9 protein-coding genes are annotated in these 20,893 nt (G+C 69.5%); 3 read left to right on the top strand and 6 right to left on the bottom strand.

Annotation, left to right across the window (positions count from 1 at the left end):
- Positions 1-11: 11 nt before the first annotated feature.
- The 6 genes from AC1MED_RS06055 to AC1MED_RS06030 all read right to left on the bottom strand — a co-directional run bounded on the left by AC1MED_RS06055 (position 12) and on the right by AC1MED_RS06030 (position 16,601).
- Positions 12-6,143 carry an Ig-like domain-containing protein gene (locus AC1MED_RS06055; RefSeq protein WP_479785997.1) on the bottom strand — a complete coding sequence of 2,044 codons (6,132 nt, stop codon included), beginning with the start codon at positions 6,141-6,143 and terminating at the stop codon, positions 12-14.
- A 150-nt stretch (positions 6,144-6,293) separates the two neighbouring features.
- A complete protein-coding gene (locus AC1MED_RS06050; RefSeq protein ID WP_479785996.1) occupies positions 6,294-12,497 on the bottom strand; it encodes an Ig-like domain-containing protein in 6,204 nt (2,067 codons plus the stop codon).
- A gap of 151 nt (positions 12,498-12,648) precedes the next feature.
- A complete protein-coding gene (locus tag AC1MED_RS06045; protein WP_479785995.1) occupies positions 12,649-13,974 on the bottom strand; it encodes an adenylate/guanylate cyclase domain-containing protein in 1,326 nt (441 codons plus the stop codon).
- Positions 13,964-14,560 carry a PH domain-containing protein gene (locus AC1MED_RS06040; RefSeq protein ID WP_346960114.1) on the bottom strand — a complete coding sequence of 199 codons (597 nt, stop codon included), beginning with the start codon at positions 14,558-14,560 and terminating at the stop codon, positions 13,964-13,966. Before AC1MED_RS06040 ends, AC1MED_RS06045 begins: the two co-directional genes overlap by 11 nt.
- On the bottom strand, positions 14,553-15,470 hold the full coding sequence (locus AC1MED_RS06035) for a biotin--[acetyl-CoA-carboxylase] ligase (RefSeq protein ID WP_479785992.1): 918 nt from the start codon (positions 15,468-15,470) through the stop codon (positions 14,553-14,555). Before AC1MED_RS06035 ends, AC1MED_RS06040 begins: the two co-directional genes overlap by 8 nt.
- A 225-nt stretch (positions 15,471-15,695) precedes the next feature.
- The gene (locus AC1MED_RS06030) at positions 15,696-16,601 is read right to left on the bottom strand and encodes an SDR family oxidoreductase (protein WP_479785991.1); all 906 of its coding nucleotides are present in this window, start codon (positions 16,599-16,601) and stop codon (positions 15,696-15,698) included.
- A 433-nt stretch (positions 16,602-17,034) separates the two neighbouring features.
- Here AC1MED_RS06030 and AC1MED_RS06025 point away from each other — a divergent pair, with 433 nt between their 5' ends.
- Genes AC1MED_RS06025 through AC1MED_RS06015 form a run of 3 tightly spaced genes read left to right on the top strand, consistent with a single transcriptional unit; the run spans position 17,035 to position 20,614 of the window.
- The gene (locus AC1MED_RS06025) at positions 17,035-18,618 is read left to right on the top strand and encodes an acyl-CoA carboxylase subunit beta (protein ID WP_479785990.1); all 1,584 of its coding nucleotides are present in this window, start codon (positions 17,035-17,037) and stop codon (positions 18,616-18,618) included.
- Complete coding sequence (locus AC1MED_RS06020) at positions 18,615-18,851, top strand: acyl-CoA carboxylase subunit epsilon (protein ID WP_479785988.1); 237 nt, start codon at positions 18,615-18,617, stop codon at positions 18,849-18,851. The genes AC1MED_RS06025 and AC1MED_RS06020 overlap by 4 nt, the downstream gene beginning before the upstream one ends.
- Before the next feature lie 53 nt (positions 18,852-18,904).
- A complete protein-coding gene (locus AC1MED_RS06015) occupies positions 18,905-20,614 on the top strand; it encodes a DUF885 domain-containing protein (RefSeq protein WP_346960109.1) in 1,710 nt (569 codons plus the stop codon).
- Positions 20,615-20,893 lie beyond the last annotated feature (279 nt).

The following is a 20,893-nucleotide window of genomic DNA, read 5'->3' as shown; positions in this document are numbered from 1 at the left end:
CGGGATCATGGTCACCGCCGGGGCATTCCGGGCGGCGGGGTGGAGCCCAGGCTGGTGGTGTCGCCCCGGGCAAAGTTGCCGGCGGCGGGCCCGGAGGTCAGGTGGTACCAGAGCCGGCCGGACGAACCCCAGCGGACGTAGTAGTCCGTCTGCGCGGTGATCCCCGTGTCGAACCACTTGCCCGGGCTGATGCACTGGTCCGGGTTGCTGTTCCGGTAGCTGTCCGTGCTGCTGTTGGGCTCGGTGCAGGTGCGCACCGGGGTGGCCCGGATCGACCACGAGGTGGGCGGCGGCGGGGCGGGGTTCTTTCCGCTGGTGGCGTTCGCGGAATCCGCCGGTCCGCAGACCACCGTGCAGGCCCGGACCTTGAGGTTCTTCGTGGCGCTCCAGGCGTTGGTGTCCCGGTCGTAGCGGTTGGCCAGGCCCACGCTGGTCCACCCGCCGCCCTCGTAGCTGACCTCGAAGCGCTGGATCGGTCGGCCGTTGTTGGCCGGGTTGTTCCAGGTCCAGTGCACCTGCTGCGTGGTGGAACTCTGGGCCGAGAGCCGGGGCGCATTGGGTGGGCCGTACGGATTCGCCGTGCCGATGGCGGCGGCGTCGCCGGAGATGTTGTTCTTGGTGGAGGTGGCGATGATGTTGATGGTCACGTCCTGGCCGTTGGGCAGGCCCCCGATCGTGCCGCCGCCGGCGGCGATGCCCCCGGCCTTGACCACGCCGCCGGACGTGGCGGCCCGGTAGCTGTACTGGATTTCGCTGGCCTGCGAGCCGTTGCGCTGGGCCGCGGTGAGCGGGGAGAACGTGACCTTCAGCTGGCCGCTGGTGCCGGTTTCCTTAACCGTTCCGCCGGAGACCCGCCCGGGTTTCCCGGCGGCCCGGATGGCGGCGGAACGGGCGCTGACGCCGGAGGTGCCGGCCTTGTTCGTGGCCGAAACCGTGAAGGTGTAGTCCGCCTCCGAGTTGTCCACGGTGACATTCTGCGAGGTTCCGGCGACCTTCTGGTTCGCCACCGGGGAGCCGCCGCGCAGGGTGGTCAGGGTGTAGGAGGAGACGGCGTCGCCGTTGTTCTCCGGAGCCGTCCAGTTCACCCGGAGCTGGCTCTGGCTGCCCACCGCGCCGGCCGACGCCGCCGAGGGCGCGGCCGGGGTGGCGGGCTTGCCGGCGGGGATTTCGGCGGCCGAGTAGGCGCTCCATTCGGAGGGTTCCTTGGCGTCATTGCGGGCCAGGACGCGCACCTTGTAGGCCACACCGTTCTGCAGGCCCTTCCAGACGTAGCTGACCGACGTCAGGTTCTGCAGCTGGGCGTTCTGGCTGGGCGGCGCGGGCGAGATCTCCAGGTCGTAGGACTTGACCGGCGAGCCCTTGGAGGCGGGGGCGGTCCAGGCGACCGAGAGCTGCCGGTCGCCGAACTTCAGCGACGGCGCGGCCGGGGTTTCCGGTTTGACGTCCGGGCGCACCTCGGCCGACGCCGGGGACCGCTCGGATTCGTCGATGGCGTTGGTGGCCGTGACCTGGAAGTGGTATTTGGTGTTGTTGGTCAGCCCGGTCAGGGTGCAGCTGTTCGCCGGGCAGTCCTGCCGGAAGCCGCCGTCGCCGTAGACGGTGTACTTGGTGATGGGGGATCCCCGGTCCGCCGGCGCCGTCCAGTTCAGCAGGGCGGTGCCGTCCCCCACGCTGGCCGCCAGCGGCGTGGTGGGTGCCTGCGGGCGGTCCTTGACGGTCAGCCGGATCCGGGCGGTGGCCTGCCGGGAGGGGTCGCTGGTCTTGTCGGCGATGGTGTAGGCCACCACCATGGTCCCGGAGAAACCCCCGGCCGGGGTGACCACCACGTTGCCGCCGTCGACGGCGACGTTGCCGGAGCCGGTTTCCGTGGTCGCGGCGACGATTTTCAGCGGCGTTTCCGGGAACGGGTTGGCGTCGTTGGCCGTCGCCGGCACGGTGACGGGTTTGCCCGCGGCGGCGTTCGGTTCCAGGTCGTCGTTCGCCACCGGTTTGGGCCGGTTGGAGGCGGTGACGGTGAAACGGTAGGTCGCCGTGGCCTCAAGGCCGCGCGGGTCCCGGGCCTTGACCTGTACGGCGCCGTCGGTCCCGGCGGCCGTGCCGTCCCGGGCCGCGAGCTTGAGGGTTTGTCCCTCGATGCCGGCGGTGAGGCCGCCGGGGACCTCGCCCACCAGCTCGTATTTCATGTTCTGCACGTCCCCGTCGTCCGGGTCGGTGGTGAGCCGGGCGAGGTCGATGCCGGCGGCGTCGCCGGTGGGCACGTCCACCTCGCTGCCCAGCAGCTCGGGCGGGTTGTTCCGGTTGGGGTCCGGGATCACCCGGGTGCGGATGCTGAGCGTGGACTTAAGCCCGGCCGGGTCGTCCGGGCCGGTGCCGTCGGTGACCTCGAAGCTCAGCGAACCGGGGCCGGCGTAGTCCTTGCCGGCCGTGTACTTCAGCGCGGTGCCGTTGTTGGCCACGGGGTCCGAGCCGTCGGCGCCGATCAGTTTGATCCGGTCGGTCTGGGTGATCCGCGGCGAGCGGCCCTCGCGGACCCTGACCCATTCCTTCAGGTCCACGGTGACGGACTGGCCCGCCACGACTTCCACGACGTCGTCCTTGGCCAGGGTGGGGACCTGCTGCGCCAGCCCGGGGACCCAGACGATCGCGGTGGACTTTTGCCCGTCGACGTCCTCGACGGTGTACGGGACCAGCTGCGGCTGCTCGGCCAGCTCCACGATCAGGCTGCCGTCCGGGCCGGGGCGCGCCGTTTTCGCCTCGGTGCCGATCTTGAGGTTTTCGCCGACGCCGTCGGGGTCCTCGTCGTTTTTGAGCACCGGGACGTCGACGGCGGTCTTGCCGAGCGTCTGCGCGGAGGTCACGCGGTCGTCCCGGGCGATCGGCGCCTGCAGCGGCACGTCCTTTTGGACCTTGACGGCGACGGCGGCCTGCGCCGTGGCGCCGCGGTCATCGGCCACTTTGTAGCGGACGTTGACGGTGCCTTCCTGGGCGGGCGCCAGCAGGATGATCCGGCCGCTTTGCTTGCTCACGGTGGCCTGCAGTTCGGGGGCGGCCTCGATCCCGTTGGTCAGGATCCGGATCGGGTCACCGTCCGGGTCGGTGTCATTGCCGGCGGCGTCGACGGCAATCTGCCGGCCGGGGCGCACTGCGACGGCGTCGTCCACCGGCGTCGGTTTCTGGTTGGCCTCCCCGCGCGGGGCGATGCCAACGGTGACGGTGCCGGTGTTCACGGCGCCCTGCCGGTCAACGACCTTGTAGCGGAAGGTGTCCGTGCCGGCGCCGTCGCCGGCGGCGGTGAAGTCAATGAAGGTACTCCCGGCGGTGGCGGTGCCCATCGCGGGGGTGCTGTCGATGCCGGTGAGTTGGACCGAGTCGCCGTCCGGGTCGATTCCGTCCAATTCCACGGGGATCCGGACCGAACCGCCGGCCACCACCCGGGCGGTGAGGTTTTTGGGCTGCGGCCGCGAGTTCTCGGCGCCTTCCAGCGGCAGGATGTGGATGGTGACGGCGGCCGCGCTCTTTTGGCCCTGCGGGTCCACGGCGTTGTAGATGGCCCGGACGGTCTTGGGCGCGGCGCCGGCGATGAAGCGCAGCGTGTTCTCGGAGACGAAGCTTTTGCCGTCCGCGGGCGGGACGGGCTGCGGCAGCACCGGGTCCACGGTCAGTTTGGCGCCCTGCGGGTGCGTGTCGTTGGTCAGCACCGGGATGGTGACGACGTCCCCGGCGCGCACGTTCACTTCGTCGGGTTTGGGCTGCGGGGCTTCGACCACGGCGGGCGCCGGGACGGGGACCACGGAGACGCTGCCGGTGGCGGACTTGCTGCCGTTGGACATGGTGTAGCGGAAGATAAAGGGGTCCTTGCTGCCGCTGATGTCGGTGACCCGCAGCACGGCGTGGTCGATCACGCTGACGGAGGCGGTGGCGTTTTCCGGCAGTTGCACGGACTGCAGCACCAGCACTCCCCCGGCGGGGTCCGAGTCGTTCGCGAGCGGGTCGACCAGCACGCTGCCGCCGGCCGGGAGCAGGGCGACGTCGTGCACGGCGACGGGGTCGCCGGTGTCTTTGCCGGACTCGACGTCCACCCGGATCAGGCCCTGGGTGCTTTGCGGGCCGTTGCTGGCGATGTAGGTCAGGTAGACCGGTCCCGGGGTGTCGCTGCGGAACGTGAAGGTTCCGCCGTCGGTCACGGGCCCCAGCCCGGCGGTCCCGGCGGCTTCCACCTGGGCGAGGCGCAGCGCGCCGCCGTTGGGGTCGACGTCGTTCTTCAGCGGGGCGATGACCAGGTCCTGGCCGACGACGGCGGTCACGTGGTCCGCGTTGACCACCGGCTGCAGGGCTCCGGGGGGCTGGACGTTGACGGTCACCTTGCCGGTGGTGGTGGCGCGGCCGTCCCAGACAGTGACGGTGACGGTCTTTTTGCCAGGGGCGGCGCCGGAGTCCTGGTAGCTGAGCAGGCCGTCGCGGCGGACCTTGACCTGGTCCTGGTCGTTGACGGCCTTGGCGTCCAGCAGGACCAGGTCGTCGCCGTCGGGGTCGGTCCAGTCCGTGAGGATGTTCTGGCTGACCGTTTTGCCCTGCTCCACCAGCATGGTGGTGGGCTCGCCGCGCTTGAACAGGGGCGGTCGGTTCTCCTCCGGGCCGACGACGTTGAGGGTGATGCTGCCGCCGGCGGAGAGGCCGCGGCCGTCCGCGGCGTTGTAGCCGAAGGTTTCGGTGCCGGGCTTTGCGTCGGCCGGGACGGTGATCTGGAAGGCCGTGCCGCCGTAGATGTTCTGCAGCCTGCCGGCCTTGGGGCCGTCGCCGGCGACCGAGGCGGTCAGCACGTCGCCGTCGGGGTCGGAGTCGTTGTCCAGCACGCTGAGCACGGTGGTGCGGCCCGGGCGGACGCCGACGGCGTCGGGTTTGGTTTCCGGCGGCCGGTTGGGTTTGGTGCGGTCCGGGAGGATGTTGATGGTGTTGTTGTCCGCGGACTCCTGGTCCTGGTCATCGGACTGGTTTTTCGGCGGGATGACGTCGTCCCAGTTGTTCACCAGCTGCATGTTCTGGTTCACCAGCCACACATTGCCCGAATTCACATCATTAAGCACCACCAAATCCCGGTTCACCCGAAACACATAACTAGGCGACGCGCTGGCCTTCGGCACCGCCACGTTCCGGTCAGCGGCATCATCGGCGCAATCCCGCACATACTTATTCGCCCCCGACCACGCCGCATGCACACACCCGCCCAACTGCACCGGCGCCGCAGGAACACCCTGCCCGCCAAACGTGACAGTCCTCGCCGCCGAACCATCCAACGGCACCTCAACCAGCGCCTTCGACGTCGCCACCGCCACCGCATCCGCCCCCGGACCCGGCTGCTGCAACCGCGCGTCCCGCGCCTCCGCGAGGGCCACCTCACGCCCGCCCGGCAGGAACAGCTTCCCTGCGCCCGCGTCCAGCACCACCGGCCGGTCCCCCACCACACTCAGCTGCAGATCCCCCGCACCCTTCAACCCCTCCCAGGTCTCCGCCTGCGAATCCGCCACCCGGCCCTCGGCATCCACCGCCGTCACCGTCACCCGCCCCGACCCGGGATCAGCACTGTAAATCCGGTCATCAGAGCCCACCGCCGACACCGTGCCCGCCGCCCCCGCCAGCACCGGCTCCGAGCCCTCCTCATCAAAACCATTCACCGTCGACGGCGACAACGCCCACACCCGGCCCCGCGCCGCATCAGTCACCGCAATCACCCGCGACCCGAAACTCACCACCGCCGACCCCGGCAACTTCTTATCCCCGCCCAACCGCATCTGCGCCGCCGACACCTGGTTCAACGTCGAACCCGAGGCATCATCAACAAACACCGTCCCCGCATCCTGCAACACATCAAACGACGTCGACGCCGGCGTCACCGCACCATCCAACACCCGCGACGGATAATTCAACCGCCCCACCGCGTTCTTCGCCTTCGACACCACCCACACACCACCATCGTTCAACTCCACCTCAGCAGTCTTGAACCCCGGATAGATAACCGCCCCCGCCACCAACACCGCAGCCACCGCCACCAACGAGGTGCCGGTGACGACCTTGCGGCGCGTGCGCGAGCGCGGTTTCAGAAAACCCGGCTTCCTGGCCCCCAGCATGGCGAAAAGTCGTGTCACAGCGTTAGATTTCCTTCAAGATTGTGGTGTTCGTTCCCCCGGTGGATCCGAGACCGGTCCCCCACTTCCCGCGACAGCCTACCCAACCGTCCCCGGGAGTGCGATGGGGAGGACTGCCCGCCGGCCGGCGCCGGCCCGGGCCCGGGCCGGCTACGGCGTGGCTCCGGTCGGGAAGGTGCACAGCGGTACGCCGCTTTGCGCCGGGGAGCCGAGGGTGGTGTGCAGCGACTGGATCCAGCGTGTCTCGTTGGGCGAGCCGCGCATGATGTAGTACCACTGTCCGTCGCCGCTGTAGGTGGTGCCGTGCGGCTTCCAGCACATGATGTCGAAGCTGTCGAAGTGCGACATCCAGGGCCGGTCGTAGCCGCCCTTGCCGTCGCAGGTGAACTTCTTCGGGTCATAGGACGTCGCGCCGGGCAGGTCGGTGCAGCTGCGGTCCATGCCGGAGTTAAGCCGGGTGGACCAGCGCGTTTTCTCGGCCCCGGACTGGGCGGACGCCGAGGCGACCGGGCCGCCGGTGCCGCGCGAGTTGACTGTCTGGACCTGGATGGTGTGCCGCTCGTTGAAGCCGCCGGTGTTGACGGTGCGGCTGCCGGAGGCGGCCACCCGTTCCCAGCCGCCGTTGTCGATCTTGATCTGGGTGTAGGCGATGTCGTGGCTTCCGGCGTCCGGCGAGGCCCAGTTCAAGGTCAGGTTCCGCTGGTTCTCCGCCCCGTCGCTGCCGGATGCGGACGGGGTGCCGGGCGAGCCGTACGGGGTCGCGTTGGCCCCGGCGCTGGCGTCGGAGCTGGGCGCGACGGACGAGTTGGCCGTCACCGTGATGGTGGTGGCGGCGCCGTTGGCGAAGCCGCCGACGGTCTGGCCGGGCTTGATCGGGCCGGCCTGGCCGGTGCTGGCCCGGTAGGTGTAGCCCACCTCGGAGTAAGCGGAGCCGTTGCGTTCCGCGGCGCTGAGCTCGCGGAAGTTGATGGTGACGGCCCGGCCGGCGCCGCCGGTGTTGGCCTCGGTGACGCTGACGCCGGAGACCTGGCTGAGTTTGCCGGTGGCGCGGCGCGGGGCGGACGCGGCGCTGACGGCGCCCTTGCCGGCCTTGTTTTCGGCCTGGACGGTGAAGGTGTAGGACGCTTCGGAGTTGTTGGCGGTGAAGTTCGCCGTCCGCACGGTGCCGGCGACCCGCTGGGTCTGGTCCGCACCGCCGCCGCCGTGCATGGTGACGTAGTAGTTCTTGATCGCGTCGCCGTTGGTGTACGGCTCGTCCCAGGTCACCTTGAGCTGGTTGGAGGTGCCGACGGCGGACGCCACCGACGTCGTCGGCGCGCCCGGGGCGGCCGGGACGCCGGCCGGGTTGTCCTCGGCGGAGTACTGTCCCCAGTCCGAGGGGCCGAGTTCGTTGACGGCCTGGGCCCGGACCTTGTACCGCACGCCGTTGCTCAGGCCCGGCCAGGTGTAGTTCAGCCCGGTCACACCGTTCTTCACGGCGACCCCGCTGGCCGGCGGCGGTGAGATTTCCAGGTTGTAGTTCTTCACCGCGGAGCCCTCGGTCTTCGCCGCGGGCCAGGCGATCACCATGTTCTTATCGCCGGCCTTGACCGTGGGAGCCTCCGGCGGCGACGGTTTTTCATCCGGCCGGATCTCGTTGGAGGCGGGCGAGGGATCGGACTCGTTGACCTCGTTGGTGGCGGTGACGGTGAAGACGTATTTCACGTCATTGGTCAGCCCGCTCAAGGTGCAGGTGGTGGTGGCGCAATCCTGGCTGAAGCCGTTGCCGGAACGCACGGTGTACTTGGTGATGGCAGCCCCGTTGTCCGACGGCGGTGTCCACTTGAGCACGGCCGTGCGGCTGCGGACATCCGTGGCGGACGGTGCCGACGGCGCGTCGGGCTTGTCCCGGACGGTGATCCGGACCCGGCCGTCGGTCTGCCGGGACAGGTCTCCGGTCTTGTCCATCACGGTGTAGCGCACCACCATCACGCCCTTGGAGCCGGCGGCCGGGGTGACGGTGATGGAGTCGCCGGCCACCGCGGGCTGGCCGGCTGCCGAACCGGTCTCCACCGTGGCGGCGACGATCCTCAGCGGCGTCTCCGCGAATGGGTTGAAGTCGTTGGCGAGGACGTTGACGGTCTCCGCCTTGCCGGCGTTGGCCTTCTCCACAACGTCCTCGTTGGCGACCGGCAGCGGCCGGTTGGAGGCCGTGACCGTGGCCGTGACGGTCGCCCGGACCGGCTCGGAGCGGCCGTCGGTGACCTTGAGCGGGATGCTCCCCTTCCAGCCGGCGGCCTTGGCGGCGTCCGCGGTCACGGTGAGGGTGGCTCCGTCGATGCCGGCCTTGAAGCCCTCGGGCAGGGTGCCGTCGAGTTCGAACCGGAGTTTCTCCTGGTCCCCGGAGTCCACGTCCTTGGCCAGGTTGGCGAGCTCCAGGCTCGCGGATTCGGCTTTGGGCACGTCCAGGGTGGCGCCGCTGAAGGTGGGCGGGTGGTTGGCGTTGGGGTCCGGGATGACCCTGGTGATGATGCTGAGGGTGGACTTGAGTCCCGCCGGGTCTTCGGGTCCGGTGCCGTCGGTGACCTCGAAGGTGACGGAGCCGGGTCCCACGTAGTCCTTGAGGGCGGCGTAGCGCAGGGCGCTGCCGGCCACGACGTTCTCCGGCTGTGCGCCCTGGACCTTGACACTATCCACCTGGGTGATCCGCGGCGTGCGGCCGTCCCGGACGCGGACGTACTCGGCCAGGTCCAGGGTAATGTCCTTGCCGGCCATCACTTCGACGGGTTCGGTCCTGGCCAGGGTGGGGTGCTGTTCGCCCTGGCCCGGGACCCAGATGACGGCGGTCGCGCTTTGGCCGTCCACGTCGGTGACGGTGTAGGGAACCAGCTGGTCCTTGGGCGCGAGGGCCACCCGGACGGTGCCGTCGCCGGCCACGCGGGCGTTCGGGTTGCCGTCGGGCAGGCCGATCTTGAGCTCGGCGGCGACCCCGTCCGGGTCGGCCTCGTTCTTCAGCACGGGGACGTCGACGGCGGATTTGCCCAGCGTCTCCGCCGGGGTGACCACGTCGTCTTTCGCGAGCGGGCGCTTGAGCGTGGCGTCCGGGCTGACCCGGACCCGGATCACGGCGCTGCCCTGGGCTTTTTTGTCGTCCTGGATCTTGTAGCTGATGCTCTCGTTCCCGGCGGCGCCGGGCGCCGTGAGCAGCACCTTGCCGCCGTCCGCGGGCTCGACGGCGAGCTCCGGCCGGGCTTCGAAGCCGTTGCCCACCAGGCTGATCGGGTCCCCGTCGGGGTCCGAGTCGTTGGTGAGGGCGTCGACGGCGACCTTGCGGCCGGGCCGGACATCCACGGCGTCGTCCACGGCGATGGGCTTCTGGTTGTTTGTTTCCTGCGGCGCGATGCCGACGATCACGGTGCCGGTGTTTTCGGCGCCGATCCGGTCCCGGACCCGGTAGCTGAAGGTGTCCGTGCCGGCGGCGTTGCCGGCGGCGGTGAATTCAAGGTAGCCGTCCTTGACCACGGCCGTCCCCATGGCGGGGGCTTTGTCCACCCCGGTGAGCTGGACCGAATCGCCGTCGGTGTCCACGCCGTCGAGCGGCACCGGGATGCGCACCGTCATGCCGGCCACCACGCGGGCGGTCAGGTTTTTCGGTTCGGGGCGGGTGTTGCGTTCGTCGTCGCGGGCCCGGATCCGGATGGATACCTGCTGGGAGTCGGACTGGCCGGAGGCGTTGGTGACCTTGTAGATGGCGTAGACCGTTTTGGGGACCTCGCCGGCGATGAAGCGCAGGGTCTGGCCGGAGGTGAAGATGCGGCCGTCGGCGGCGTCCGGTTTTTGCGCGAGTTCCGGTTCGAGGGTGAGCTTGCCGCCGTTGGGGTCGGTGTCGTTGTCCAGCACGGGGATGGTGACGACGTCGCCGGCGCGGACGGTGGCCTCGTCGGGTTTGGCCTGCGGGGCCTGGAGCTTGGACGGCGCGGGGACCACCAGGACGGCGATTTCGCCGCTCGCGGAGGACTTGCCGTTGGAGATCGTGTACTTGACGTTGAGCTGGCCCTGGGCGCGGATGTCGGTGATCCGGATGACGGAGTGGTCCAGGACGGCCACGCTCAACGGCAGTCCGTCCGCCGCGGTCACGGACTGGACCACCAGGACGCCGCCGGAGGGGTCGGAGTCGTTGCCGAGCACGTCCACCAGCACGCTGCCGCCGGAGGGCAGCAGCGCGGTATCGCGGACCGCCACCGGAGCGCCGTCGCCGCCGCCGGGGACGACGTCGACGCGGACCAGCTGCTGGGCGCTGGCCGGTCCGTTGGTCACGAGGTAGGAAACGTAGTGGGCGCCCTGGGCGGTGGAGTTGAAGGTGAAGGTCTGCTGGTCGGCGCCCAGGGTGGCGGTGGAGTTGCCGTCCGGGGTGACCTGCGCCAGCCGCAGTGCCCCGCCCTGCGGGTCGGAGTCGTTCTTCAGCGGCGCGATCACCGTGTTCACGCCGGCGACGGCCACGAGGTGGTCCGCGTTCGCGATCGGCGGCAGGGCCCCGGGCGGGCGCACCTCGACGGTGACCTTGCCCTCGGACGTGGACCGGCCGTCGGAGACCGTGACGGTAACGGTTTTGCGGCCGGGTTCGGAGCCGGAGTCCTGGAAGCTGAGCAGGCCGTCGGGCCGGACCTTCACCTGGTCACGGGGGTCGCTGCCGGCCGCGCCGACGACGAACAGGTCATCGCCGTCGGGGTCGGTCCAGTCGGTGAGGATGTTCTGGCTGACCGCCTTGCCGGCCTGGACCACGAGCGTGGTGTTCCGGTTGGGTTTTTGCCGCGGGGCGGAGTTCTCCCCGGGCGGGACGATGTTGAGCGTGACGTCGGCGGAGGCGGAAAGGCCGCGGCCGTCGTCGACGGTGTATTTGAAAGTTTCGGTCCCGGTCTTGTCCGCGCCGACGCTGACCTGGTAGCCGGTGGCGCCGTAAATCGGCGCGACCACCCCGGATTTGAGCGGCTCCGGGGAGCGGACGGTGAGGATGTCGCCGTCGGGGTCGGTGTCGTTGTCCAGCACCGGAAGGATGGTGGTTTTGCCGGCGCGGACCCCGAAAGTGTCCGGTTTGGCCACCGGCGGGCTGTTCGGTTTGGTGCGGTCCGGCAGGACGGTCTGCTGCACCTCGTCGGCGGAATCCTTGTCCGCGTCGTCCGAGGTCTGCTGCGGCGGGATGACGTCGTCCCAGTTGTTCACCAGCTGCATGTTCTGGTTCACCAGCCACACATTGCCCGAATTCACATCATTAAGCACCACCAAATCCCGGTTCACCCGAAACACATAACTAGGCGACGCGCTGGCCTTCGGCACCGCCACGTTCCGGTCAGCGGCATCATCGGCGCAATCCCGCACATACTTATTCGCCCCCGACCACGCCGCATGCACACACCCGCCCAACTGCACCGGCGCCGCAGGAACACCCTGCCCGCCAAACGTGACAGTCCTCGCCGCCGAACCATCCAACGGCACCTCAACCAGCGCCTTCGACGTCGCCACCGCCACCGCATCCGCCACCGGACCCGGCTGCTGCAACCGCGCATCCCGCGCGTCCGCGAGGGCCACCTCACGCCCGCCCGGCAGGAACAGCTTCCCTGCGCCCGCGTCCAGCACCACCGGCCGGTCCCCCACCACACTCAGCTGCAGATCCCCCGCACCCTTCAACCCCTCCCAGGTCTCCGCCTGCGAATCCGTCACCCGGCCCTCGGCATCCACCGCCGTCACCGTCACCCGCCCCGACCCGGGATCAGCACTGTAAATCCGGTCATCAGAGCCCACCGCCGACACCGTGCCCGCCGCCCCCGCCAGCACCGGCTCGGAGCTCTCCTCATCAAAACCATTCACCGTCGACGGCGACAACGCCCACACCCGGCCCCGCGCCGCATCAGTCACCGCAATCACCCGCGACCCGAAACTCACCACCGCCGACCCCGGCAACTTCTTATCCCCGCCCAACCGCATCTGCGCCGCCGACACCTGGTTCAACGTCGAACCCGAGGCATCATCAACAAACACCGTCCCCGCATCCTGCAACACATCAAACGACGTCGACGCCGGCGTCACCGCACCATCCAACACCCGCGACGGATAATTCAACCGCCCCACCGCGTTCTTCGCCTTCGACACCACCCACACACCACCATCGTTCAACTCCACCTCAGCAGTCTTGAACCCCGGATAGATAACCGCCCCCGCCACCAACACCGCAGCCACCGCCACCAACGAGGTGCCGGCCAGGTGTTTTTTCCGGTTCCGGGCCTGGGTGCCGGTCCGGGTGTTGGTGGGGTTGTTCTTCCAGGCAGGACGGAAGCCGGGGCGTGTTTTTGCCCGCACGGCATCGAGGATGCGTTTCATGTTTCCTGCTGTCCCCCAGTGTCACGCCCGCCGGGCGTGGTGAAGTGCTCTTGGCGTGGCCGGATAACCACGACTATGACATATTGACCATCGAATTGAGAAACCCTTACCGCGGGTTTGCGGGGGCCGCGCCCGGCCGTTGCCGGGACCCCTAGTCCAGGACCAGGCCCCTTCCGCTGCCGCGCTGCAGCTCCACGGGGTGGATCTCGCCGAAGCCGCGGACGTTTTCGGCGTCCCGGGGCAGCAGCACAAAGCGTTCGTCGTGTTCCAGGGCGGCGGCGGTCATGGAGTCGACCAGCACGGTGCCCGGGTCGGCGAGCGCCGTGAGGCGGGCCGCCAGGTTCACGGTGGGCCCGTAGATGTCGCCCAGCCGGGAGAGGATGCGGCCCCACACCATCGCGACGCGGGCCTGGGGCAGGATTTCGTCCTCGTTGAAGGCGTGTGAGAGGGCCAGCGAGATCTCGGCGCCGGCGGCGGGTGTTTCAGCAATGTAGAGCACTTCGTCGCCGACCGTCTTGACGAGGCGGCCGCCGCCGACGGAGATGATCTCGGCGCACTTGTTCTCAAAGCGCTGGACCAGCTGGGCGAGGGTCTTTTCGTTCATCCGGCGGGACAGGCTGGTGTAGGAGACCAGGTCCGCGAAGCCGACGGCGCGCGCGAGCGGCAGCGGGGCGTCGTCCTCGTCCCCCTCGCGGCCTTCCTCGCTGGAGGCCAGGCCGGCCTCGGCGCGCACGGCGAGCCGCTGCACCCCGGCGTTGAGCTGGCGGCGCCAGGAGTAGACCAGCATTTCCTCAAGGGCGTCCACGAGGGAGGGCAGTTCGTTGACCAGCCGTTTCCGGGCCACAGCGTCGGTGACCCCCTGCTTCTGGACCATGTCCTCCACCAGGGCCTCGATCTGCCAGACCACCATGCGGTCCGTCATCTGGCCGATGGCGCGGGTGACGGAGATGGCGGCTTCCTCGGTGAGTTTGCCGGTGCGGACCAGGTCCACGATCGTGTTCAGCGCGGTCTGGTCCTTCTCGGTGAATGCCACGTCCTCGTCGCCGAGGTTGGGGAAGCCGAGGGCACGCCAGAGTTTCCGCGCGGACAGCAGCGACAACCCGGCGCCGGCGGCCACCTCGCGGCGGCGCAGCTTGCGTTCGCCGCCCAGCAGCCGCTGTTCCAGGGCCTTGGCGGCGAGGCGTTCGGCGGACATGGTGCCGGTGGGCGGAGTGGCCGGCGGCTCTTCGACGAGCTCCGGCTGGGCGTCGTCTGCGTCGTCTGCTGCCGGGTCGTCGTCGCCGTCGTCGTCGGCGTCGACGTCGGAGGCATCGGCGCCGGGAGCACCAGCAGCGCCGGCGGCAGCGTCGTCGTCGGAGGCGGCGACGGAGTCCAGCACTGCGGCTTCGAGGGAGGCGGTGTCCAGGACCGCCTCGGGGACGTCCGAGGGCTCGGCCGCCTGGAGTCCGGTGTCAGGGTGCACGTGCTCAGCGTTCATCTCTTCCACCTTCTCTCATTTCCCATGGCCACCCGCCGGAGCCGGGCATCGTGTCGTCGGCCTCAAGCAGTTCGCCCTCCGGCAGTTCGTCGATCGCGTCGAGGATGAAGTTCCGGAACGTCATCACCTCGGGGACGTCCGGAATCACCGTGCTGGAGGGGTACCCGGTCTCCAAGGATATATTCCCCGAGCGCAAGGACCGTTGGAGCAGCGTCTGTTCGATGAACACATTACGGACCGCGGCCAGCGGAACCTGCTGGTCGCGCCGGCGCAACATGCCGTAACGGGCAACCAGGCGCCGGCTGGTCAGCGTGTAGCGGCTGGCGTGCCAGGTCACGACTTTGGGCAGGCAGGCCGCCAGCAGCACCCACGCAGCGAGCGCCAGGGAGGCGCCGATCAGCCACGGCGTCCACTCCGGGGTGATGAGCGGGACGAGCCTGGCCGGGCCGCCTTTCAGGATCCAGGCGCAGGCGAAGGCGGTCAGGGCGCAGACCAGGATGAACAGCAGTGCCGGGACAATCAGTGTCCGCGGTTGCGGGCGGGTAACCACAATGACTTGCTCGCCCGGGAGGAGCTCTTTACGCATAGCCGCTTTCGCCGCCGGCCTCGCCGGGTGGGGTCCAGGGGCGCAGGTGCACAACGTCGCCGGCGGTCACCACGTGCTCGTGCCCGGCGGAGTCGACCACCAGCAGGGAGCCGTACTCGTCCAGCCGGGTGGCGTGGCCGATGATCTCGTGGTCGCCCGGGAGCTGGGCCCGGACCTGCTTGCCGAGGGTGGTCAGCACGTGTTCCACCCGCTTGTGCAGCGAGGGACCGCCGGCCATGCCCGCGGCGGGGTCGCCGTCGGCGTTGCAGAAGCTGCGGTAGAGCGTGGCGAACCGGGAGAGGTAGCTCTTCAGCAGCGCGGTCCGGTCCAGTGTCGTTGGGTGTTCCAGCAGCACGGAGGTGGCCGTGGGCACCGGAAGCTCGGCCTCGGTAAGGGTGACGTTCAGGCCGGTGCCGAGCACCACGGGCGGCACGGCGCCGTCGCCCATCGGGCCCAGCTGCGCGAGGATCCCGGCGATCTTTTTGCCGCGGACCAGGACGTCGTTGGGCCATTTGAGCTCGGCGGGGATCCCGGCGGTTTCCAGCAGCGCCTCCCGCAGCGCGAGGGCGGCCAGCAGCGAGAGCCAGGAATAGCTCTGGGTGGGCAGCGGGCGGCCCTCGGCGTTGACCGGCCGGAGCACGATCGAGACGGAAACGGAGCTGCGGGCCGGGGCTTCCCAGTGCCGGTCCAGCCGGCCGCGGGCGGCGCTCTGGAACTCGGCGGTGAGCACGGAGAGATCCGGCCAGGCGCGGGGGTCCACGGTCACGCCGCGCAGCAGGTCCGCGTTGGTGGAGCCGGTGGACTCCACCATGGTCAGCTGCGGGATGCCGTGGGCGGAGAGGAATGCGGCGTCGCCCAGCGCCTCCTGGTCCAGGGGTGGACGGTCCGGTGTCTCGTGCGCGGCGTGCATGCTTGAATCCTACCGAGTAACCGGCCCCGCGGCGCCGGGCCGGGACGGCAGTGGCGGCCGCACGCCTGGCAGTGGCGGCCGCGCGCCTGGCGGAGCGCCCCCACCTTTGGACGCCGCCACCGGCGGGTTGCACCGACACGCCGCGGTATTCCGGCGTCGAACCCGCAAAAGCGGGGAGTTTCGGCGGCCAGCACCGCCCCGGGACGCTGGATGACGGCCGGAAACTCAGAGGAAAATGTCAGGAACCAGCTGGTCCTCCAGCGCACCCAGGCTGTACGGGGCGAAGTCCGTGACGCCGGCCGCGGCCAGGACCTGCTCGTCGGTGTAGAAATTGCCGCTCCAGCTGCCGGATTCGGGGATGGCGTTGCTGGCGGTCAGCACGGCGTGGGCGGCGTCGGCCATGATCTGGGGGCCGCGCGCGCCGCGGACGATCTGCTCGCCGCCGGGCATATTACGGATCGCCGCGGTGTCGATCAGGGTGCAGGGCCAGAGCGAGTTCACGCTGATGCCGTCCACCTTGAGCTCCTCGGCCAGGCCCAGGGTGGTCAGGCTCATCCCGTACTTGGCCATGGTGTAGGCCAGGTGCAGGCCGGCCCATTTGGGGTCCAGGTTCAGCGGCGGGGAGAGCGTGAGGATCTGTCCGGCCGCGGATTCACGCAGCGCCGGCAGGGCGAGCTTGCTGAGCAGGAAGGTGCCCCGGACGTTGATGTCCTGCATCAGGTCGTAGCGCTTCATGTCCACGGCGTCGGTCTTGGACAGGTCGATCGCGGAGGCGTTGTTGATCACGATGTCGATCCCGCCGAAGCGTTCGACGGCGGCGGCGACGGCGCCGGCGACGTCGTCGTCGTTGCGCACATCGCCGACCAGCGGCAGCGCCTGTCCCCCGGCCGCCTCGATCTGTTCGGCGGCGGAGTAGACGGTGCCCTCCAGCTTGGCGTGCGGCTGGCCGGTTTTGGCCAGCAGCGCGACGTTGGCGCCGTCCCGGGCGGCTCGGACGACGATCGCCAGGCCGATGCCGCGGCTGCCGCCGGACATCAGGATGGTGCGGCCGGCCAGGGAACCCGAGGCCTGGTACGGCCCCTGCTGGCCGGAGTGCGGGGACGTGGCCGAAGCGTCGTTGCTTGAAGTCATGGCCCCAGCTTAGCCGATGTTACTGGTCAGTAACATACCCGGCGGCGCCGTGCGGTGGCGTTCCTGCCCGGTTGTTGGCGGACCTGTCCGGAAAATGCGCCCCGCGGCCGCGGAAATCCGGGGCCCGGCCGGGCGCCGCGGGGGTGCCACGGGGAAGAAACGGGCGGGAACGCACGGGCCAGGGGCGTCACGTTCCCGGGTCGGGCAGACCGCGCCGGCCGGGGCGCCGGCCGGGCCGGGTCCGGGGCCGGGGACGGGCGGTCCGGCGAGAGTCGTGGCGAAAATTGTAGGTTTTCTACAGCGGCGCGGGCGAATACCGTCACTAGACTTGCCAACACGGCCATGTTTTTGTGTGGAATCCACTTAAGCGCCACCGCACGGGCCATAGTGACAGCCGTAACGAAGAACAGCACAACAGAGCCGGAGACACTTGATGAGCCACGATCTGACCACGACTGCGGGAAAGATTGCCGATTTCCGCGACCGCCAGGCCCGTGCCGAGCAGCCCTCCGGCCCGGAAGCGATTGAGAAACAGCACGCGCGGGGCAAGAACACCGCCCGCGAGCGCATCGGCCTGCTGCTCGACGCCGGCTCCTTCGTCGAGTTCGATGCCCTCGCCGTGCACCGCTCCACCGCGTTCGGCATGGAGAAGAAGAAGCCCCTCGGCGACGGCCTGGTCTCCGGCTACGGCACCGTGGACGGCCGGCCCGTGGCCGTCTACAGCCAGGATTTCTCCGTCTACGGCGGGTCGCTGAGCCAGGTCAACGGCGAGAAGATCGTCAAGGTCCAGGAGTTCGCGCTGCGCAACGGCTGCCCCGTGGTCGGCATCCTCGACGGCGGCGGCGCCCGCATCCAGGAAGGCGTCGCCTCGCTGGCCATGTTCGCGGACATCTTCCGCAACAACGTCCACGCCTCCGGCGTCGTCCCGCAGATTTCACTGATTATGGGGCCCTCCGCCGGCGGCGCCGCCTACTCCCCCGCCCTGACGGATTACGTGGTCATGGTGGACAAGACCTCACACATGTTCATCACCGGCCCGGACGTGATCAAGACCGTCACCGGTGAAGACGTGGACATGGAGACCCTCGGCGGGGCGCGGCAGCACAACGCGAACACCGGCACCTCCACCTACCTAGCCGCCGACGAGGCGGACGCCGTCGAGTTCGTCCGCGAACTGCTGGACTTCCTGCCGTCGAACAACCTCGCCGAGGCGCCGGTGCTGGAGCACAGCCAGCAGCCGGAGCTCGACGACGACGACCTCGCCCTCGATGCGCTGATCCCGGACTCCGCCAACCAGCCCTACGACATGCGCAAGGTGATCGAGCAGATCGTCGACGACGCGCATTTCCTGGAGATGCAGTCGCTCTACGCGCCGAACGTGATCATCGGGTACGGCCGCGTCGAGGGCCACACCGTGGGGATCGTGGCCAACCAGCCGATGCAGTTCGCCGGCACCCTGGACATTGCCGCCTCGGAGAAGGCCGCCCGGTTCGTCCGTAACTGCGACGCCTTCAACATTCCGATCATCACGCTGGTGGATGTGCCGGGCTTCCTGCCGGGCAAGGACCAGGAATTCCAGGGCATCATCCGCCGCGGCGCCAAACTGCTGTACGCCTACGCCGAGGCCACCGTGCCCAAGCTGACCGTGATCACCCGCAAGGCCTACGGCGGGGCCTACATCGTGATGGGCTCCAAGAAGCTCGGCGCGGACCTCAACCTGGCCTGGCCCACCGCGCAGATCGGCGTGATGGGCGCCCAGGGCGCTGTCAACATCCTGTACCGCCGCGAACTCGCCGCGGTCGCGGAGGCCGGCGGCGACGTCGAGGCCAAGCGCGCCGAGGTCATCCGGCAGTACGAGGAGGAACTGCTCAACCCGTACCAGGCCGCCCAGCTGGGCTATGTGGACGCGGTGATCGCCCCCTCCGAGACCCGGCTGCAGATCGTCAAGGGCCTGCGGGCCCTGCGCGACAAACGTGCCAGCCTGCCCGCCAAGAAGCACGGGAACATCCCGCTGTGACGGCACCTGAGACCGAACCCGGCGCCCAGCCGGCGGAACAGCCACTGCTCGCCGTCGTCAAGGGGGAACCAACGGCGGAGGAGCTCGCGGCGCTGACCGCCGTCGTCCTTTCGCTCGGCAGCAGCGAATCCGCCGCCCCGGAAAAGCCGGGCGTACGGCACTGGCTCCGCCGGCAGCAGCTGCAGCTGGCGCCGAAGCCTGGCCCTGGCTCGTGGAAGCGCAGCCGCGGCTAAGAAAAGTTCAGTAACCCTTTCATAACCGCCGCGGCCCGGCTAGTCTCGTTCGGGTGACTACCGAAACAACTGAGAACACCACGCCCGACACCCCGGTTCCGGCGCGCCCGCAGACCGCGATCGACGCCGTCGCCGACGCCTTCACGGACACGCTGATCCGGCTGAACCCGAGCTTCGCCACCGAACTTGGCCTGCCCGGCCACGAGACTGAGTACCAGGACTTCTCCCCCGCCGGGCACGAGGAGTTCGCCGCCGCGGCGCGCGAAACCCTCGCGGCACTGGAAGGGCTGGAGCCGGCTGACGACGTCGACGCCGTCACCCTGGATGCGATGCGCGAGCGCCTCGGCCTGCAGCTGGAAATCCACGACTCCGGCTGGGACCTGGCCGAGCTGAACAACATCGCCTCCCCGGCGCAGGAGATCCGCGCGATCTTCGACTTGATGCCGACGGACACCGCCGCGCAGTGGGAGCACATCGCCGGCCGCGCACACAACGTGCCGGCCGCCCTGGACGGCTACATCGAATCGCTGCGCGCAGCCCGGAACGCCGGCCGGGTCTCCGCCGCCCGCCAGGTGCGGATTGTGATGGAACAGACCACCAAGCACGCCGCGGACGACGGGTTCTTCGCCAAGCTGGCCGCCGAGGCCAAGACCGCCGAGGGCCCGCTCCCGGCGGACGTGCAGTCCAGGCTCGACGCCGGCGCTGCCGCCGCCCGCACGGCCTACGCCCGGCTGGCCGGATTCCTGGAATCCGAACTGCTGCCTGCCGCCCCGGAGAAGGACGCCGTGGGCCGGGAGCGCTACGCCCTGGCCTCCCGCTCCTTCCTCGGCGCCACCGTGGACCTCGAGGAGACCTACGCCTGGGGCGTCCAGGAACTCGACCGCCTGATCGCCGAACAGGAGCGGGTGGCCGAGCAGATCCGCCCCGGCGCCACGGTCGAAGAGGCCAAGGAGATCCTCAACAACGACCCGTCCCGCCAGCTCAAGGGCACCGACGCGCTCCGCGCCTGGATGCAGGAGCTCTCCGACAAGGCCGTGGCCGACCTCGCCGGAGTGCACTTCGACATCCCGGACGCGATGAAGACGCTCGAATGCAAGATCGCCCCCACCCAGGAAGGCGGCATCTACTACACCGGCCCGTCGGACGACTTCAGCCGGCCGGGCCGCATGTGGTGGTCCGTGCCGCCGGGCGAGGACACCTTCACCACCTGGGCCGAGACCACCACGGTCTACCACGAGGGTGTTCCGGGCCACCACCTGCAGGTCGCCACCGCCACCTACCGCCGCGAACTGCTGAACAAGTGGCGCCGGAACGTCTGCTGGACCTCCGGTCACGGCGAGGGCTGGGCGCTGTACGCCGAGAAGCTGATGCAGGAACTGGGCTATTTGAAGGATCCGGGCGACCACATGGGCATGCTGGACATGCAGCGCATGCGGGCGGCCCGGGTGGTGTTCGACATCGGCGTGCACCTGGAGTTGGAGGTGCCCGAGCGTTGGGGGTCGGGCACCTGGACGCCGGACACGGGGTACGAATTCCTGAAGCAGAACCTCGCGATCAGCGAGGGGCAACTGAAGTTCGAATTCACCCGCTACCTCGGCTGGCCGGGGCAGGCGCCGTCGTACAAGGTGGGCCAGCGGCTCTGGGAACAGATCCGCGCCGAGCTCGAATCCCGTCCGGGCTTCGACCTCAAGGCCTTCCACACCAAGGCCCTCAACATGGGCTCGGTGGGACTGGACACCCTCAAGCGCGCGCTGCTCGGGTAAGCGCACGCGCCACATGGCAGTTCGCGGCAGTGTTCTTCGGAAACACTGCCGCGAACTGCCACCTCGGTCCGCCCGCGGTCTCATTGTCCGGACGCGGTGGACGTGGGCGAGGCAGTGGACTATTCTCTGTGGAACATATCGCCGGGCCATCAAGGCCCACGTCGAGGGCTGGGGACGGCGACGCGAATGCACGGAGGCCCTGCGCCTGGTCGCGGGCCCGCCGTCGGGCAAGAACTACCGTATCCAAGGTGACTCTTGCCTGCTGTCAGTATGCGCGCG

The organism is Arthrobacter sp. BI5 (assembly GCF_056680065.1).
The sequence above is the reverse complement of the archived record's forward strand: the minus strand, read 5'-3'. Positions and strand labels throughout refer to the sequence as shown.

What these genes read in the sequence shown, in the direction of transcription:
- AC1MED_RS06050 (WP_479785996.1), bottom strand. Translation starts at nt 12,497, where the DNA reads ATGAAACGCATCCTCGATGCCGTGCGGGCAAAAACACGCCCCGGCTTC.
- AC1MED_RS06045 (WP_479785995.1), bottom strand. Translation starts at nt 13,974, where the DNA reads ATGAACGCTGAGCACGTGCACCCTGACACCGGACTCCAGGCGGCCGAG.
- AC1MED_RS06040 (WP_346960114.1), bottom strand. Translation starts at nt 14,560, where the DNA reads ATGCGTAAAGAGCTCCTCCCGGGCGAGCAAGTCATTGTGGTTACCCGC.
- AC1MED_RS06035 (WP_479785992.1), bottom strand. Translation starts at nt 15,470, where the DNA reads ATGCACGCCGCGCACGAGACACCGGACCGTCCACCCCTGGACCAGGAG.
- AC1MED_RS06030 (WP_479785991.1), bottom strand. Translation starts at nt 16,601, where the DNA reads ATGACTTCAAGCAACGACGCTTCGGCCACGTCCCCGCACTCCGGCCAG.
- AC1MED_RS06025 (WP_479785990.1), top strand. Translation starts at nt 17,035, where the DNA reads ATGAGCCACGATCTGACCACGACTGCGGGAAAGATTGCCGATTTCCGC.